Source organism: Gracilimonas amylolytica (assembly GCF_002911695.1).
Taxonomy (GTDB): domain Bacteria; phylum Bacteroidota; class Rhodothermia; order Balneolales; family Balneolaceae; genus Gracilimonas; species Gracilimonas amylolytica.
The window spans coordinates 52,991-72,474 of the sequence record NZ_PQBS01000016.1; the positions used below are offsets into that span (position 1 = coordinate 52,991).

The 19,484-nt window shown below is 44.0% G+C and carries 13 protein-coding genes; 11 read left to right on the forward strand and 2 right to left on the reverse strand.

Features of this window, described 5'->3' with window-relative positions:
- Positions 1-6: 6 nt before the first annotated feature.
- The 10 genes from paaZ to C3B73_RS05000 all read left to right on the forward strand — a co-directional run bounded on the left by paaZ (position 7) and on the right by C3B73_RS05000 (position 16,268).
- A complete protein-coding gene (paaZ, locus tag C3B73_RS04955) occupies positions 7-2,049 on the forward strand; it encodes a phenylacetic acid degradation bifunctional protein PaaZ (RefSeq protein WP_103664520.1) in 2,043 nt (680 codons plus the stop codon).
- Positions 2,050-2,165: 116 nt separating this feature from the next.
- Positions 2,166-2,933, forward strand: coding sequence for an enoyl-CoA hydratase/isomerase family protein (locus C3B73_RS04960; RefSeq protein ID WP_103664521.1), 768 nt, complete (start codon positions 2,166-2,168; stop codon positions 2,931-2,933).
- A 56-nt stretch (positions 2,934-2,989) separates the two neighbouring features.
- On the forward strand, positions 2,990-6,262 hold the full coding sequence (locus C3B73_RS04965) for an amidohydrolase family protein (protein ID WP_103664522.1): 3,273 nt from the start codon (positions 2,990-2,992) through the stop codon (positions 6,260-6,262).
- A gap of 220 nt (positions 6,263-6,482) precedes the next feature.
- On the forward strand, positions 6,483-7,733 hold the full coding sequence (locus tag C3B73_RS04970) for an efflux RND transporter periplasmic adaptor subunit (RefSeq protein ID WP_157939433.1): 1,251 nt from the start codon (positions 6,483-6,485) through the stop codon (positions 7,731-7,733).
- Positions 7,734-7,790: 57 nt separating this feature from the next.
- The gene (locus C3B73_RS04975; protein WP_103664524.1) at positions 7,791-8,480 is read left to right on the forward strand and encodes an ABC transporter ATP-binding protein; all 690 of its coding nucleotides are present in this window, start codon (positions 7,791-7,793) and stop codon (positions 8,478-8,480) included.
- Positions 8,481-8,567: 87 nt separating this feature from the next.
- A complete protein-coding gene (locus C3B73_RS04980) occupies positions 8,568-9,587 on the forward strand; it encodes a serine hydrolase domain-containing protein (protein ID WP_103664525.1) in 1,020 nt (339 codons plus the stop codon).
- Between the two features lie 116 nt (positions 9,588-9,703).
- The gene (locus C3B73_RS04985; protein WP_103664526.1) at positions 9,704-12,166 is read left to right on the forward strand and encodes an ABC transporter permease; all 2,463 of its coding nucleotides are present in this window, start codon (positions 9,704-9,706) and stop codon (positions 12,164-12,166) included.
- A gap of 76 nt (positions 12,167-12,242) precedes the next feature.
- A complete protein-coding gene (locus tag C3B73_RS04990; protein WP_103664527.1) occupies positions 12,243-13,577 on the forward strand; it encodes an NfeD family protein in 1,335 nt (444 codons plus the stop codon).
- The gene (locus C3B73_RS04995) at positions 13,564-14,373 is read left to right on the forward strand and encodes a slipin family protein (RefSeq protein ID WP_103664528.1); all 810 of its coding nucleotides are present in this window, start codon (positions 13,564-13,566) and stop codon (positions 14,371-14,373) included. The genes C3B73_RS04990 and C3B73_RS04995 overlap by 14 nt, the downstream gene beginning before the upstream one ends.
- Before the next feature lie 188 nt (positions 14,374-14,561).
- Complete coding sequence (locus C3B73_RS05000) at positions 14,562-16,268, forward strand: mechanosensitive ion channel family protein (protein ID WP_103664529.1); 1,707 nt, start codon at positions 14,562-14,564, stop codon at positions 16,266-16,268.
- A gap of 235 nt (positions 16,269-16,503) precedes the next feature.
- Here C3B73_RS05000 and C3B73_RS05005 read toward each other — a convergent pair whose 3' ends face one another.
- Positions 16,504-16,965: a BrxA/BrxB family bacilliredoxin gene (locus tag C3B73_RS05005; RefSeq protein WP_103664530.1), complete on the reverse strand. Its 462-nt coding sequence runs from the start codon at positions 16,963-16,965 to the stop codon at positions 16,504-16,506.
- A gap of 146 nt (positions 16,966-17,111) precedes the next feature.
- Positions 17,112-17,720 (reverse strand): superoxide dismutase, encoded by a 609-nt coding sequence (locus C3B73_RS05010; RefSeq protein ID WP_103664531.1) that lies wholly within the window; start codon positions 17,718-17,720, stop codon positions 17,112-17,114.
- A 232-nt stretch (positions 17,721-17,952) separates the two neighbouring features.
- Between C3B73_RS05010 and sthA the strand changes: the two genes are divergently transcribed.
- A complete protein-coding gene (gene sthA, locus C3B73_RS05015) occupies positions 17,953-19,410 on the forward strand; it encodes a Si-specific NAD(P)(+) transhydrogenase (RefSeq protein WP_103664532.1) in 1,458 nt (485 codons plus the stop codon).
- Positions 19,411-19,484: the final 74 nt, after the last annotated feature.

Sequence of the window (19,484 nt, forward strand, 5' to 3'; positions counted from 1 at the left end):
ACACAAATGATTAAAGTACAAAGCTTCATACAAGGAAAGTGGCTAACTGAAGGCGCCGAAACCGACCTCATCAGCGCGGTAACCAATGAGCCGGTTGCTCAAATGATTGAAGCAGATATTGACTATAAATCTGCCCTGGAATATGCGAGGGAGGTTGGCGGACCTAAACTCCGCGAAATGACCATCCACGAGCGAGCATTCAAGATCAAGTTCCTTGGACAGTATTTGATGGAGCGGAAGGAAAAGTACTATGAGATTTCCACGCATACCGGAGCCACACGAGCTGATTCCTGGATTGATATTGAGGGTGGAATTATAACGGCTTTTGGCATCTCCAGTAAATCGCGGCGGTATTTATCGGACTTGCCCTGGCACGTTGAGGGCGATACCGAGCGACTTTCCCGTCAAGGCACTTTCATGGGGCAGCATATTTGTGTTCCAAAACATGGGGTTGCTGTTCATATCAATGCATTCAACTTTCCGATCTGGGGAATGCTGGAGAAAATGGCCCCCGCTATCATTTCAGGGATGCCGGTTATTGTAAAGCCTGCTCCTACAGGCTCTTATCTCTCCTGGGAGGTTTTTAAGGATATCATAGAATCAGGGATTCTTCCGGAAGGTTCAGTCCAATACATCGCCGCTGATAAGCCCGGGGATCTCCTGGATCACCTTATCAGTCAGGATTCGGTGGCTTTCACCGGTTCAGCCCTGACCGGAAAGAAATTGAAATCACACCCAAACATTATTGCGAATAGTATCCAATTCAATCTGGAAGCCGATTCGCTGAACTGTTCTATTCTTGGGGAAGATGTTACCCCGGATATGGAGGAATTTGACCTCTTTATTAAGGAAGTGGCGCGTGAAATGACCGTAAAAACCGGGCAAAAATGTACGGCTATCCGAAGAACGATCGTTCCGGAGCATTTAGAAGATGAAGTTGTTGAGGCCTTAAAAACCCGGCTGGAGAAAACCACCATTGGAGATCCGGCTCAAAAAGAAACACGAATGGGACCGTTGGCAAGTTCCCTTCAAGCTGAACGATTTGAAGAGCAACTTCAGGAATTATCCGAGATCACCGATACGGTGTACTTGGCAGATGGTGATCAAAAAAATGCTTTTACGAACCCGAGGGTGCTTGTTTGTCACCAACCGATGCAAGTTGACGCTGTTCACCGACTGGAAGCTTTTGGCCCGATGACCACTGTAATGCCATACAAAAACACACAGGAAGCCATCGAAATTGCCAACAAAGCGAATGGTTCTTTGGTGGGATCTTTGTTTACCGCTGATGACGAGATCGCACATACAGTAACTATGGGTTGCGCTCCCTACCACGGACGATTTATGGTGATCAACCGGAATTCAGCCGGTGAATCTACGGGACACGGATCTCCAATTGCTTCACTCGTTCACGGCGGACCAGGTCATGCCGGTGGGGGTGAAGAATTGGGAGGTGCCCGTTCCGTCCTTCACAATATGCAAAGAATTGCGTTACAAGGCTCTCCTACGACCTTGCGGAATATTGTGAAACAGCACATCAAAGGAGCAGAAACACGGGAATCTGATAAACACCCCTTCCAGAAATATTTTGAAGAGCTCGAAATTGGAGAAGCCTTCACTACTGAAAAGCGAACCGTCACCGAAAAAGATGTAGAAGAATTTGCTGATCTTAGCGGAGATCATTTCTACGCACATACTGATCCTGAAGCTGCGGCTCGGTCCCTTTTCGGAAAGATCGTTGCTCACGGCTATTTTGTTTTATCTGCAACGGCCGGCTTATTTGTTCATCCGGATGAAGGTCCGGTAATGTTGAATTACGGGTTGGAGAATCTCCGATTCGTTGCCCCGGTCTTTCCCGGCGATACCATTCAGGCTAAACTGATCCTGAAACGGAAAAACGTCCGGCAGCAGAAAAAAGACGATCCATTTCCATTCGGTGTGGTGTACTGGGATGTGGAAGTGACGAATCAGGACGATGTACTGGTGGCTGAATACACTATACTCACTTTAATGAAACGAAAAAACAAATTACCTATAGACGAGAAATAATTTAACCACAAAGAACGCTAAGATTGCGAAAAGTGCGCCAAGTGCGCCAAGTACATTGCGAACTCTGCGAATCCTCTGCGCACTCTGCGGTTTATCAAAAATATAGAATTAGGAAAATGTCAGAACAAAACGGAGCAGTAAACTTAACCATCAAAAACAACATTGGAACCATCGAGTTCTATCACCCCAAAGGAAATTCTCTTCCCGGGGCAATCCTCCGAAAATTAGCGAAGACGATCACGGAAGCCGGTGAGAATGATGAAATCAAAGTGGTAGTCATCAAAAGCCGGGGCGAGGGTGCTTTTTGTGCAGGGGCTTCTTTTGATGAACTTATTGCCATTGAAGATTACGATACGGGCAAGGAATTTTTTATGGGATTTGCCTTAGTGCTAAACGCGATGCGAACCTGCCCGAAATTGATCATCGTTCGCGTTCATGGTAAAACCGTGGGTGGCGGAGTTGGAATTGCCTCAGCCGGAGATTATACCTTTGCCCACCAAAGTGCCTCTGTGAAACTTAGCGAGCTCGCCTTAGGTATCGGACCCTTTGTGGTTGGTCCTGCCGTAGAACGTAAAGTGGGAACCAGCGCCTTTTCTGCCATGGCCGTGGATGCCACCAACTGGTATGACTCAGAATTTGCTAAAGAAAAAGGCCTGTTCAACAAGGTGTTTAAAACGACTGAAGAATTAGATAACGCTGTTTCGGAACTGGCCGGACAACTCGCAAAAAGTAGTCCTGAAGCCATGAGAGACTTAAAAGCCGTGCTTTGGAAAGGCACCGAAGACTGGGATCTGCTTCTGGAACAACGGGCGGAGATCAGTGGACGATTGGTGCTATCTGATTTCACCAAAAACTTTATCAAAAAGTTTAAATCTAAATCATAGGCTTACCTGTGGGTAGATTTTATTATACTCTATCAAAATCAAACTAATACTCCGTTATGAAATTTTACGCTTTTCTTATCACGCTAATACTCTCTTATTCCGGTCTTTTTGCGCAGGATGCATGGGATGTGACAAACCCTGACCTGGGCGAAACAAGTGACCTTACTTTTACGACCGATGAAGGCACATGGATGAACCTTGATGTAAGCCCCGATGGATCTCAGATCGTTTTTGATCTTTTGGGAGATATCTACCTGCTGCCTATTGAGGGTGGAGAGGCCACATTACTCAGGGGCGGTCACGCTTACGAGATCCAGCCTCGGTTCAGCCCTGACGGATCTCAGATCCTGTTTACCAGTGATGCAGGTGGGGGTGATAACATATGGGTTATGGATACTGATGGAGGTAATCCAAAGCAGATCACAGAAGAAAATTTCAGATTGCTTAATAATGCCGTTTGGACTCCGGATGGTGAATATATCATCGCTAAAAAACATTTTTCATCTACCCGTTCACTTGGTGCCGGTGAGATCTGGATGTACCATAAAAGTGGTGGAGCCGGTGTACAGCTGGTAGAAAAAGCGAATGAGCAACAAGATATAGGTGAACCGTGGGTTTCCCCGGACGGGCGTTATGTGTATTACAGTCAAGCTGTATACCCAGGCGGATATTTTCAGTATAACAAAGACCCCAACAGTCAGATCTATGTGATCCGACGCTATGATCGGGAAGATGGTGATATTGAAACCGTAACCGGTGGAAATGGTGGTGCTATCCGGCCTCAGATCTCACCGGATGGAGAAACACTGGCTTTTGTACGCAGGGTACGTACTAAAACAGTGTTGTTTTTGAGAGATCTGGATACCGGAAGAGAATGGCCTGTTTACCAAAACCTAAGTAAGGATATGCAGGAAGCATGGGCAATATTCGGCCCCAACGTTAACTTTAACTGGCTGCCTGATAACCGGCATATCATTATCTGGGCCAACGGTAAGATCAATAAAATTGATACTGAAACCGGTGAATCTGAGGTAATCCCGTTTCAAGCTGAATCATCCCATAATATTGCAAAAGCTGTACGCTTTAAACAGGATGTAGCCCCTGACAAATTTAAGATCAAAGCGATCAGACAGCTTAGAACTTCCCCCGATGGAAGAACCCTGGTTTGGAGTGCGGCCGGAAAACTTTGGAGTAAGATGCTTCCTGATGGTACTCCAAAGCGAATCACCAACTCCGGCGACTTCGAGTTTGACCCAAGCTTTTCGGCAGATGGCAAGTCGGTTGTCTATGTTTCCTGGAATGATGAGGACATGGGAGCCATCAATATGGTTAAACTAAATCCCAGCCCGGAACCTGATACCCCAACAAAATTGACTTCTGAAAAAGGTATTTACAGGGAACCTGAATTAAGTCCTGATGGAAAAACGATCATTTTCCGCAAAGAGAGTGGAAACGGGCAGCTTGGCTTTACCCACACACTGAACCCCGGAATTTATACGATACCGGTTAAAGGTGGTTCAGAAACTATGATAACAGAAGAAGGTGCCAAACCCAGATTCAGTCCCGACGGGAAACGCATTTGGTATCAAACCGGAGGGTATATATTTGGTTCCATAAACAAAGCTTACAAAAGTGTTGACCTATCCGGAAATGATGAGAAAACCATTTTCACCTCCAGTTACGGACACGAATTTTCTCCAAGCCCTGATGGCAAATGGATGGCTTTCTCAAACCTTCATAAAGTATATCTCGCCCCGATCCCTAAAACCGGAAAAACGATCGAGATCAATCCCAATACAAAAGCTATTCCTGTTAAACAGATCTCATCTGAAGCCGGTTATCATATGCATTGGTCAGCTGAAAGCGACAAGATCCATTGGACCCTTGGAAGTGAATATTTCACAGTGGACCTGAAGAATACCTTTGATTTTGTGGATGGAGCACCGGATGAATTACCTGAGCCTCCAACAGAAGGTATTACCCTGGATCTTGAGCTGGATACCTATGTACCTGAAGGACAGATCGCGTTTACTAATGCCCGCATCATTACCATGAATGGGGATGAAGTCATTGAGAATGGAACCATCGTAGTTGACGGCAACAAGATCTCTGCTATTGGCGCGGATGTTACCGTACCGACCGGAGCCAAAGTGATCGATGCTTCCGGCAAAACGATCATGCCGGGTATGGTGGATGTGCATGCCCACGTTGGTAACTTCAGGTTAGGGATCAGCCCTCAACAGCAATGGGAATATTATGCGAACTTAGCGTATGGTGTAACAACGGTTCATGATCCATCCTCAAATTCCGAGATGATCTTCTCAAATTCTGAGGCGATCAAAGCGGGTAATATGGTTGGACCTCGCGTCTATTCAACAGGTGTGATTCTGTATGGTGCCGATGGATCGATCAAAACGGAGATCAATAGTTATGAGGATGCCCTATTTGCCCTGGAACGCACTAAAGCCTGGGGCGCATTTTCCGTGAAAAGCTATAACCAACCCCGACGTGAACAACGGCAACAGATCATAAAAGCAGCTAATGAGTTGGAGATGATGGTTATGCCTGAGGGCGGTTCCACCTTTACACATAACATGAGCATGATCCTTGACGGACACACAGGTATTGAACACAATATACCTGTCGCTCCACTTTATAAGGACGTGGTCAACCTGTGGGCTGCCAGTGAAACCGGGTATACGCCGACTCATGTGGTCAACTATGGCAGTATGAGCGGAGAGTATTATTGGTATCAAAAATCTAATGTATGGGAAAATGAACGACTGTTGACCTTCACTCCTCGCAGTGTGATCGATCCCCGGTCCCGTCACAGAACCATGATCCCGGATGAGGAATACGAAAACGGACACATCCTGACGGCAGAATCTGACAAGAAACTTGCCGATGCCGGCGTGAAAGTTAACCTGGGGGCACATGGGCAGCTTCAGGGACTTGGTGCCCACTGGGAACTCTGGATGTTTGAGCAAGGCGGCATGAGTAATCATGACGCATTAAAAGTGGCTACCATTAATGGGGCTCACTATCTGGGTATGGATCATGAGATCGGTTCACTTGAAGTTGGGAAACTTGCAGATCTTGTAGTGCTTGAGAAAAATCCTCTTGAGAATATCCGGAACACCGATTCAGTTACACACACCATGGTGAATGGCCGTCTTTTTGATGCCGCTACCATGAATGAAGTGGGTAATCAGGAACAAGAACGACTCCCTTTCTGGTGGGAACGTGACGGTTACGATGAGCGCTTTGACTGGCATGCCATCACCATCGCACCGGCCGGTTTACAGTGTACCTGTTTCGGGACTCACTAACATTTACACCACATAACTGTATTCAAAAAGGCTTCAAACTAAAATTGAAGCCTTTTTCTTTTTAAACGGTTCGGTAAATACCTGAGTTTTAGTACATTTTCGGATAAATTTGTAACAAAACCGGTTACCAACCCTCTTTGTTCTTAGTTGGCGTGATCGGGTTATTTAAACATCGGCTTTTAAGTAGAATAGCAGCTGGCTTATCATTTTATTTATGGGAATGGATCGACATATAGAAAAAAAGACGTGGACACCAAAACGAATCGTTTCTGTAGTTAGCGCATTGGGAGTTGCTGCTATTGCCATATATATGATATGGTTCATGGATACCCGTTCTTCTGTCAATGTGGATCTCAACAAGATCACTATATCAGAAGTTGAGGAAAGTAGTTTTCAGGAATACCTTCAGGTCAACGGAACAGTTCAACCTATACAGACATCGTATCTTGATGCCATTGAAGGTGGAGTTGTACAAGAGGTAATGATGGAATCCGGAGCCATGGTGGAAGCCGGAGATACGATCCTGACACTTACCAACTCAGGGCTTCAGCTTCAGGTGATGCAACAAACATCCGGATTATATGATCAGATCAACAATGTTAGAAATTCACGGCTCAACCTGGAACAAAACACCCTTGGCCTCCAAGAGCAGCTTGCTAACGCCAAAGCACAAATGGAGATCCTTAAAGCAAGATATGAGCGGGAAAAACAATTGTTTGATAAAGAACTGATATCGGAAGAAGCCTTTCACACCACCAAAGAAAATTTTCAGTTCCAGAAGCGAAGATATGAGCTCACTTACGAGTCATTTCGAAAAGACTCAATTCAGTCTGTCAATCAATTAAATCAGCTCGATGACTCTGAAACACGCATGTATCAAAACCTTGAAGCCGTTCAGAAAATTCTAGATAACCTCACCGTAACGGCACCGATCACGGGACAACTCAGCACTATTGAGTTAAATCAGGGACAATCCATTTCTTCGGGTGAGCGTCTGGGGCAGATCGATATTCTGGATGGATATAAGGTCAGGCTCGCCATCGATGAGTATTACTTACCGTCTGTTGCTACCGGACTAAAAGGGTCGTTTACCTATAACGAACAAACCCATGAATTGGTCATCACCAAGATCTATCCTGTAATTGATAACGGACAGTTCGAAGTGGATATGGAATTTATGGATCAGCCTCCGGGTAATCTCCGGCGTGGACAATCTGTGCGGATCAGGCTTGAACTTGGCGCGTCTTTTCAGGCCGTTCAATTACCGAGAGGCGGATTCTATCAAACAACAGGTGGTAACTGGATATTTGTTGTCGATGAATCGGGAAACAGAGCTTACAAAAGAGATATCAGGCTTGGGCGGCAAAATCCCGATTATTTTGAGGTGCAATCAGGTCTTCAGCCGGGTGAAAAAGTGATCACTTCCGGTTACGATTCCTTTGGGAGTAATGAAGTTCTGATCCTGGAGTAGGGAATTTGGCCTGTTCATTTAATTATTATTGATACTTACAATCAAACACAATGCATTATGATCGAAACAAGGGATCTCAATAAAATTTATAGAACAGAAGAGGTTGAAACCACCGCTTTGAATGGGGTAAATATTACGATCAACGATGGTGAATTCGTAGCAGTAATGGGGCCATCGGGTTGTGGCAAATCCACCCTCTTAAATATTATGGGTTTGTTAGACAGCCCGACATCCGGTGAGTATTATTTCATGGGGAATGAAATTTCAGGATACACCGAAAAACAGCGGGCGCAGCTGAGAAAAGGCAATATTGGGTTTATATTTCAGAGCTTTAATCTCATTGATGAACTGACTGTTTTTGAGAATGTTGAGCTTCCCCTCCTTTATCTCGGTTTAGATACGGCTGTACGAACTTCAAAAGTTGAACAAACACTGGATCGTATGGGTATGATACACCGACGAAATCATTTCCCTCAGCAATTATCAGGTGGACAACAACAAAGAGTAGCCATTGCCCGTGCTGTAGTTGCTGATGCCAAGCTGATCCTTGCCGATGAGCCAACGGGAAATCTGGATTCAGACCATGGTGATGAAGTTATGAAGCTGCTCACCGAATTAAATAAATCCGGAACTACGATCGTCATGGTTACCCACTCCCCTCATGATGCCAAATACGCCGGTCGATTGATCAATTTGTTTGACGGGAAAGTGGTAACTGAGGGACAGGAAGAAGCCTTTCATGTTTAGGAAGTAAGTCAGGGCTTTTATTTTTTTTGGAAATGCTGCACTCAAAATCTAAGTTAGGTCACTTTTCCCATGGTAATTTCTTAGATAATGCTCTTTAAACACCCGTACATACTTAATCTAACATTTCTTTTATTTTTAGGTTGGTATCAAATCACATGTGCACAACCAAATGTAGATGTATCAGATCTTTCATCTATCTATGAAGAAGCTGAAACAATCCAATCACTCAGAAGCATCCTCATCCAAAAAGACGGTGAGCTTATGGGAGTAGAATACTTTCGAAATGCATCTCCTGATTACCCTTATAACATCAAATCAGCCTCAAAAAGTATTATAACCTTATTGGTCGGTATTGCCGTTGATCAGGGGCATGTTGACATCGATGAAACATTGGGGGATCATTTTCCGGAATACTTTGAAGAAAAACCGAATCCTTATAAAGAAGCCATTACAATACGGAACCTGTTATCCATGCAAGCAGGACTCGAAACTACCAGTTTCAATAACTATGGAGCCTGGGTGATCAGTAATAACTGGGTGGAATTTCAGCTCGATCAGCCTTTGGTTGAAGCACCCGGCGGCAAAATGGTTTACAGTACCGGTATCTCTCACCTTTTGTCTGTGATCATTACTAAAGCTACCGGAATGAGCACGAAATCTTTTGCTGAAAAATATCTATTCAACCCTTTGAATATTCAGGTAGGCGGGTGGGACCGTGATCCTCAAGGGTATTACATGGGAGGTAATAATCTGGCCCTTACACCTAAAGACCTTTTAAGGATCGGGCAACTTATGCTGAATGGTGGCACCTGGAATAACGATCAAATTGTATCAAAAGAATGGGTTCAGGATTCCTTTCAAACCTACACCCGAAGTAATTTCAATCCCTATGATTACGGTTACATGTGGTGGAATCGGCAGGTCGGTGAATTTAACGTCTTTTTTGCCTGGGGTTTTGGTGGCCAGTATATCTTTATCATCCCAGAACTAAATAGCGTGGTAGTAATGACATCATTCCTCCAAAACGCCACGCAGAGAAGAACTTACAAGGAACCGATTTTTGACCTTCTTGAAACAAACGTAATCCCCTATCTCGAATCCCTCTAAACAGCGGAAATATATATTTAATAATTTTGTAACAAATTCATTACAGATTCCTCTTTGCATACATAAGGTACAATTAGGGTAAAACATACTTCCGTTGGTATTTCGAGGATTCACTGATGCTAAAAAATTACATTAAGATTGCGATAAGAAATCTCCTTAAAAAAAAGGGGTATTCGCTTATCAATATCACAGGGTTGGCTATTGGGCTTGCTACCTGCATACTTATAATTACTTATGTTTTAAATGAACGGAGTTATGATTCTTTTCATGATAAATCAGACCGTATTTACAGGATTGTCCAAACCACTGAATCGGCAGACCGAAATGAGAAACAAGCTACCACTCCATTTGAGCTTTCCCCGGTAATTGAAGAAGAGTTTCCAGGTTCTGTTCTGACAAGCGTCCGGTTCTTTGACATGCAGCTGGAATCCCACACATTTGTGAATCGTGAAGATGGGATCTCATTCAGGGAAGAAAACTTCTACTTCACCGATTCCACTTTCTTTGATATGTTTTCTGTAGATCTAATTCAGGGAGACCCTAAAACCGCACTTCGGGACCCTTTATCTTTGGTACTTACCAAAGACCTTGCCACTAAATATTTTGGCAATGAAAACCCTATCGGGAAAGCGCTGAACTACCGGGGAATTCGAAACATGACGGTAACCGGTGTCATGGAAAACTGGCCGGAAACCTCACACATGAAGATCGATCTGCTGGCATCATTTTCAAGCTTAGATGATATCTATGCGAGTAGTCCCGATTACAATTCAAGCTGGCTTTGGAATCCGATATGGACCTATGTACTGATCAATGAAAATACGAACCCGGCTCAACTTGAAACACAGGTACAGGGCTTAGCAGAAAAATATTATTACGCCTACTCCGGCTGGCCTGAGGATGAATCGGTGAAGCTGGAACTGCAACCTATCACTGACATTCATCTGCATTCCAATCGTGATCAGGAAATGCAAGTAAACAGCTCTGCCATCTATACGAACATTCTGTTGGCTGTTGCCGGTTTCATTTTGATCATTGCCTGCATCAATTTTATGAATCTCTCAACAGCCCGATCACTGGAACGAAGACGTGAGGTGGGTTTGCGAAAGGTTATGGGAGGATATAAAGAACAACTGATCTATCAGTTTTTGGGTGAATCGTTCTTTGTTTCACTTATCGCAATTATTTTAGGGTGCATTTTAGTTGTACTATCCCTTCCCTTTTTCAACGAGCTCACAGGAAAAACACTTACATTTGATCTATTTACTAACGCATATACCCTACCTGCACTTTTAGCTCTGACCCTTTTTGTCGCATTTTTCTCGGGTTCATATCCTGCCTTTTTTCTTTCATCATTCAATCCGGTTCAGGTTCTGAAAGGCAGTGGTATAAGCAGCCGATCCGGTGTTTTGTTTAGAAAGATACTCGTGACCTTCCAATTCTCACTTTCTGTACTCCTTCTTATTGGAACAGCGGTCATTTTTCTACAGCTTAAATTCATTCAGGAAAAAGACCTTGGTTTTGATAAGAACAATGTACTTTTGTTGCCGACCAAACAAAATCTCATCAGCTGGGAATATGATTCATTTAAACAACAAAGCCTTTCCCATTCTCAGATACAGAATATTACCGGGATCGGGAAGATCCCGGGGAGTGAAGTTCAGGAATACTATCGTTATGTGCCGGCCGGAACCGGAGACAGTGAAGACAACACAAACCTTGCCCTGCATGTAACGCATGATTTTGTTGAAACCTTTGACCTGAACATACTGGCAGGCCGTAGCTTTTCCCGGGAATTCCCAAGTGATCCTGAACAGAGCATCCTCATTAACGAATCGATGCTTACAAAGCTTGACGTTACTTCAGCCGAAGAAGCCATCGGTTCAACCTTTTACTTTTATCCACCCGTAGGAGAACGCGAGCGTTTTAACGTGGTAGGGGTGATCGACGACTTCAACTATTCTTCCCTAAAAAAAGAGATCGAACCCTTGGTTATTAAACTCGTTGAAGGTACTCAGGAAATATTAGGCTATGTGGTCCACACAGCTGTTGAGATATCACCGGGTGATCCTTCAGCGGCTATTCAGCATATTGAAAGCATCTGGAAAGAATTAAATCCGATCGACCCATTCGAGTACCGGTTTCTGGATGAACGATTGGATGAGATATACGAATCAGAGCAAAAAATAAGCTCACTGGCCACCGTGTTTGCTTTGTTAAGTATCGTGATTGCCTGTCTCGGTTTACTTGGGTTATCTTCTTATTCAGCCCATTTGAAGCAGAAAGAGATCGGGATCCGAAAGAGCCTGGGGGCATCTGTTACGGATATCGTCCGATTACTCTCAAAGGAATTTCTGATCCTTGTCATACTGGCTAATCTCATCGCATGGCCCCTCTCCTATTTTGGAACTTTAAAATGGCTCGAAAATTTCCCTTATCGTTTCGATATGGCAACTTATTTACCTGTAATCTTTATAGCAACGGGTGCCATCATCCTGTTTATCGCAATGGTCACCGTCAGTTATCATTCCATCAAATCGGCAATGATCAATCCGGTTCAGGCCATACGAAACGAATAGACATCTTATCTTTAAAAATTGATGTGGTTTATGTACCATTATGGAACCTTTAAGGCGAGGCTAACATTGGGTTGATATGAGAACGATTGCATATATCCTTTTTCTGATCACGGTGGTATTTAATCCTGTCCGGCAGGGATACGCTACCGTTGTGCCACAAGATTCCGTCAGCGGAAAAACCGTAACGGTCATAACGATCAAAGGAACCATAGGGCCTACAACCACAAACTACATTACCCGTGGCCTCGAAACTGCCATCGAACGGAATGCTGAAGCCCTGATCATTGAGCTTGATACTCCGGGTGGACTTCTGAACTCAACGCAGGATATCGTACAGGAAATGCTGGCTTCAGAAATGCCGATCGTTGTGTATGTCACCCCCTCCGGAGGCAATGCTGGAAGTGCAGGCACCTTTATCACACTTGCCGCCCATATTGCAGCCATGGCACCTACCACTACCATTGGAGCCGCATCACCCGTTTCTATGGGTGGCGGACAGCAGGATACAGTGATGCAAAAAAAGATCTTTAATTACTCAGAAAGCTTTATAGAAAATATTGCTAAAGAACGAAATAGAAATGCCGAGTGGGCGAAATCTGCTGTAAGCGATGGCGAAGCGATCACAGAAACAGAGGCCCTGGAATTGAACGTGATCGATCTTATTGCTACTGACCTGAATGACCTGATGGAGCAGATCGACGGACAAGAAATTGAAGGAAGAATACTTCAAACTTCAAATGCCACTATCGAACCGCTCGATGAAAGTTTTGCTGAAAAATTCTTCAGCTTCATTATGCGCCCTGAGATCATGCTGATCCTGACCATGGTGGCTATCTATGGCATCGTCGGGGAGGTCACGAACCCGGGAGCTATTGTGCCCGGTGTAGCCGGTGTCATTGCTTTGATCTTATTATTGTATGGATCTGCCGCTATGCCGATCAATGTAGCCGGATTTATTTTGATAGGTTTGGCAATTGTCTTATTTATTACGGAAGCATTCACCCCAACATTTGGTATTCTTATGACCGGAGGAGCCGTTTCATTTTTCCTTGGAGCCCTGATGCTATTTCAGGACTTCCCCAAAGAAATGCAGCTGGATTGGTATTGGCTGGTTCCGGCTACCATTCTTATGGTCATATTTTTTGGATGGATCGCGACCTCAGGCATCAAAGCTCAATTTACCGGACATCGAACCGGTCTCGAATCACTGATCGGTAAAAAGGCCAAAGTGATCGATGATGTGGATAAACGATCCGGGCGAGTGATGATATCCGGTGAATACTGGAATGCCATCACTGAAGGAGAAGAAATTAAATCAAACGAATGGTGCGAGATCGTCCGTTTTGAAGGACTAACCGTTACCGTAAAACCTTACACCCCTAAAGAGGAGACTCATCATGGAGCCAACTGAAGTATTGTCAGGATATTTAACCTGGGTAATCACTCTTGTTGTATTCTTTGTTTTATTAGCCCCCCAAGTATTCAAGATCTTAAGAGAATATGAACGTGCCGTGGTATTCCGGCTCGGTAAATTCCAAAGTGTGAAAGGGCCCGGCCTGATCATCCTGATCCCTTTCATTGATAAAATTGAGCGGGTGGATCTTCGTGTACTCACCATCAATGTGGACCGGCAAGAAGTGATCACAAAAGATAACGTAACCGTGAATGTGGATGCCATCACTTTCTTCAGAGTAGTTGATGCCGAAGCTGCCGTCATTCAGGTGGAGCGATACATTCATGCCACTTCCATGTTAGCCCAAACGACATTAAGAAGTATCATTGGACAGGTTGAACTGGATGAACTGCTGGCCAATCGTGAGAAGATCAACAAGCAGATCCAGCAAAATATTGATACTCAAACCGACCCATGGGGAATTAAAGTGGTATCTGTGGAAGTTCGGGATGTGGTCCTTCCTGAGAATATGAAACGAGCTATGGCGCGTCAGGCTGAGACTGAACGTGATCGTCGTGCGAAGGTCATTAACGCTGAAGGTGAATTCCAGGCTGCCGAAAGACTCGTTGATGCCGCCAAGATGATCGAGACGGCACCGGCGGCCCTTCAATTGCGTTTCCTGCAAACCATGAATGAGATCAGTGAAGAAAACGCCACGTTTGCTTTCCTTCCACTGCCCATGGACTTCCTGGAAGCTTTCAAAAAAATGACGCCTTCAGATCAGATCAAGAAGAAAGATGATTCCAATGAATAATACCTAAGGAATCATGTCATATAAATGCATATGTATGCTTCGGCATATTTATGTATGACACAACCTCTAAAAATTACTGGCTCTGACGCTTTGCGTCGGAGCCTTTTTTATATAAGCAATTCCTCCCCATCCTATCTTTAGTTTTATTAATTTCGAGCCGAACCGATTAATTAAATATAGATCTCGAAATGGGGCACATCAGATCACTGACATTATTTTTAACGATCTTCCTATTCACTGCAGGAACAGCTTTTGGGTTTCAGCAAGCTACCGAATCCTCCCCCGAACCCCGGCAACAGGACCTGTTAATCAACCCACAGCGGACTGTCCACACTTTTTTGCACTGGCAGCAATCCGGTCATAAAAACCCTGATTATGTGATCACCACAATGAAACTCGCAGACGGCAGTGATGAGGAAAAACTTGAACTGGCCGAACGCCTGTTAAAAGTATTCGATGCGCGAGGCTTACTCATCGACTATGATGCGATCCCAAGTGACCCCAACTATACTGACAGTCTTTCCGGACTGCAACAATATATTCTGTTTCAAAGCCTGCCCGAGGTTTACCTGACTAAAACTGCGCAAAATGAATGGGTCTTCTCGAGTTCTACCACTCAAGCCATTCCAAATTTGTATTCCAATACCTTCTCAAGCTGGTTTACATTTGTGATCGATCAGCTTCCTGAGTGGACGGAAAATGAATGGTTCGGGATCAGGATCTGGCAGTATCTGGCCGTATTCTTATGGATCTTTTTTGGTATGATCCTGAAGAAAATATTCGAATTCTTATTAGACAACTATGTGCGCCGGTTGGCGCAGAAAACCAGGTTTACCTGGGATGATGATCTCATTGATGGGGTTGAAAAGCCTTCCGGTTACATCTTTGTAACGGCTTTTTTTCTGTTAACCTACTCAAATCTCCAGTTCTCGGTTACCGTTAGCCATGCCTTATCCATATTTCTTGAGGTAGCGTTGTCAGCAGCTATCGTTTGGTTGTTTTATAACCTGGCGGATGTTTTTTCCAAATACCTGACGGTTGTTACCTCAAAAACTGAAACAAAACTGGATGATCAGCTGATCCCTCTTATCCGGAAAACACTCCGGTTCTTTGTATTAGTGATGGGCGTGATCGCCATCCTTCAAAATAACGGTGTGAATGTAGCCTCGCTTATTGCCGGACTCGGCATTGGGGGGCTTGCTGTTGCTTTGGCTGCACGGGAAACCCTTGCTAATTTTTTCGGATCAGTCACCATTTTTCTGGATCGCCCATTCAAGATCGGTGATTGGATCAAGTCGGGTAATGTGGAAGGAACCGTGGAAGAAGTTGGATTTCGATCAACCCGAATCCGAACCTTTTATAATTCACTTGTTAGTGTGCCTAATTCCAATCTTGCCAATGCCGATATTGATAACCTTGGTTTGAGAAAATATCGGAGACTCAAAACGGTGTTGAACCTGACCTACTCCACTACACCCGAGCAAATGGAAGCTTTTGTAGAAGGTATCAAAGCCATTGTTAAAGCCAATGAACATTTCCGGCAGGATTATTACGAAGTTCACTTCAATTCTTTTGGAGCCCACTCACTTGACGTTCTGGTGTATGTATTCTTTGATGTCCCCGATTGGAGCACTGAACTTCAGCAGCGCCATAACTTCTTTCTTGAAATACTGCGCCTTGCCAAGGAAGTCGGAGTCGAATTTGCTTTCCCAACTCAGACCTTACATATGGACAGTTTCTATAAAGAGCAGCCCCGACAGGTAGGCGAGGAACGAACCGAGGAGGAATTGGCCTCTGCTGTTTCAGAATTTGGTCCCGGAGGTAAAAAAGGCAAACCCGAAGGCATACGAATTTATCGAGATGGAGAAGAAATAGATTTTGGAGCGAATAAATAAAAAAGCCAAAGCTCATAACATGAAATCTACACAGATAGAGAACCTATTGAGCGTCAAGTGGTACTCAAAGCGTTCATAATACCTGCAAACAACCGCTTGATTCCCGTAGGAACCTTAATACGCTACGAATTTACCTGTTTACCAGCTTGGTGTTAAAACAAAAATAGCCGGCTCTTATGAGCCGGCTTTTAATTTTTTAAGCTGTGTTCAACTACAGATTCAGAGTAGCTTGAATCTATTCAGTTGTTTTTTCTTCCTCTTCCTTCTTTCCAGAAAAAGCATCAAATACCATAACCAGGTCGTTGGCAACCTGCTCTTTGGTTCGGCCTTCAATGCGGTGACGCGGGATCAATGCTTTGATCTCACCGTCAACAAAATAAGCGAAAGATGGAGATGATGGGGGATATTCACTGAAATAAGCTCTGGCATGCGCTGTTGCCTCTTTATCTTGTCCGGCAAACACGGTTACCATATGATCCGGTTTGGTTTCTGTACTTTCCAGAGCAATACCTAATCCCGGGCGGGCATTACCGGCCGCACATCCACAAACCGAATTCACCACGAGAAGCATAGTGCCTTTATATTCTTTCATGGCACGGTCTACATCGTCTGTGGTTTTAAGTTCTTCTACACCAAACTGAGTCAGTTCTTCTCTCATCCAGGACGTATCAGGTCCCATTCCAAATCCAAATTGCATAATAATCTCTTTGTTTTATTGATTGCTATATCGGTTCAAAAATACAAAATATTTGAGCCAAAAATAGACAAGGCTTCCCGATAATGAGAAGCCTTGTCAGATCTAAAAGTTTCCGAACTAACGGATCATCTTTTTAAGTCTCGAACTTACTTGGCAGCTTTGTAATTTTCTGCAACTTGATCCCAATTGATCACATTCCAGAACGCAGCTACATAGTCAGGACGGCGGTTTTGATAATTCAGGTAATAAGCATGTTCCCAAACATCAATGCCCATAATTGGGGTATAACCTTCCATCAATGGACTGTCCTGATTAGCTGTTGAATGTACCACGAGGTTACCGCTTCCATCCACAGATAGCCATGCCCATCCGGAGCCAAAACGGCTTCCGGCTGCTGCTGAAAATTCTTCTTTGAATTTATCAAAGCTTCCGAAAGTATCATTAATGGCATCTGCCAGTTCACCTTCAGGAGTTCCGCCTCCGTTTGGAGAAAGAATGGTCCAGAATAAGTTGTGATTGGCGTATCCGCCACCGCTGTTTATAACAGCTTGTTTAACATCAGACGGTACTTCATCAATTCTTCTTAGTACTTCTTCAATATCAAGATCAGCAAATTCATGGCCCTCAAGAGCGGCATTTACTTTGTTCGTGTACCCTTGATGGTGCTTGGTATGATGGATCTCCATCGTACGTGCGTCAATATTTGGTTCAAGTGCATCGTAATCGTATGGCAGATCTGGTAATGTATAAGCCATTGTTTACTCCTTTTTTATTTTCATGTTATCGACGCTTAAAACTTGTGCGCCTTTTGTTTATCGTTCCCAAACATAAGCAAAACGGCTTTAAAATTCGTTCCTGACATCCATCAATACCCTCTATCTTTTAGATATGTTAATACTATATGCCAAATGTTGCTCTGAAATCCATTCAGAATTAAAGTATCTTTAGCCTTCACACTCATAGTTATTTTACTCACTCAGATCATTTATGAAGTACAAGTACGATGTTATTATCATTGGCAGCGGGCCGGCCGGTTTTTCGTGTGCCATGCAAAGTTCTAAATTTGATAAAAAAGTTCTGGTTATTGAAGCCAATGAGGATTCATTCGGTGGCACCTGGATCAATTCCGGAACTATTCCCAGTAAAGCCCTTCGGGAAACGGCCCGTATCATCCAACGCTTTCAGAGTCAGTTTGAGGACCTTTCGGGTGAAAAAGCCTACCAGCATCATCAGATGTCAGAGTTGCTGAAGTACAAAAATGAAATTCAGCACAGTAAGAATACCAAAGTTGAAAATGATTTCAGTAAAAATGAGATAGATACGGTTCATGGATTTGGGGAATTGATCGACAACCACACCGTTGAGGTCACAGATAAAAAAGGAAAGAAAAAAACCTACACAGGCGAATTCATTTTTCTCTCCCCGGGAAGCAAACCGGTTCAACCCAAAGAATTTAAACTGGATCATAACAAGATCCTCGATTACATATCCATACTGGATCTCACTCACATCCCCAGAAAATTACTGGTGATCGGCAGTGGTGTTCAGGCTTTGGAATATGCTACTACCTTTTCTAACCTTGGCAGCCGGGTCTCTATTCTTAACGAAGCAGATTCCTTTCTTCCATTTCTGGACAATGAAATACGGGATCAGCTTGAAACCCTTCTGGAAAAGCAAAAGATCGAAGTATTCTCTAATGCTGAGCATATCAACATCAAGACCAACACCATCCGTAATACCACAGAAGTAAGCTACAATCTCCGTCAGGATAATGAAGGTAAGCGTAAACGGGTGATCGAAACAGAGCATGTGCTGTATCTGGGAGGTAAAGTGCCCAACACAGAAAATCTTGGGCTATCCGATCTTGGGATTGAAACCGACAAAGAAGGAAATATCATCGTTAATGATAATTACCGCACGAACATTGATAACATTTATGCAGGTGGAGATGTGATCGGGTACCCGGCCTTAGCTTCAGCCTCTTTTTCTGAAGGCCGACTTGCATCCTGTAATATGTTCGGGATTCAGGCTTTGGATGTACCACCTGAAATTCCTTTTGCCATATACTCTATTCCGGAGATCGCCAGTATTGGTCTGACCGAAAAAGAGGCCAAATCCAGAGGGTATGAGGTTACAGTTGGTCGCGCTTACTACAAAAATATCACTCAGGGTGATATCAGTAACCAACAGGATGGATTATTAAAACTCGTTTTCGAAACCGAGAACCTGAAATTGGTTGGTATTCACATCATAGGTGAACGTGCCAGTGATCTCATTCACCTTGGTCAGGCCGTTATGTCGCTTGGTGGGGACATCCGTTATTTCATCAACCACGTTCTGAATTATCCGACCTACAGCGAAGCGTACCGGATCGCGGCGTTTAATGGCATGAACCGAGTCTATGAAGCCGGTGTGAAGTACAAAAAGATCCTGAAAAACAAATAATAACCAACATCCAACACGGAATATCCAATATTCAAGGTTAATTGATCATTCCGTGTTGATTATTGGATATTGGA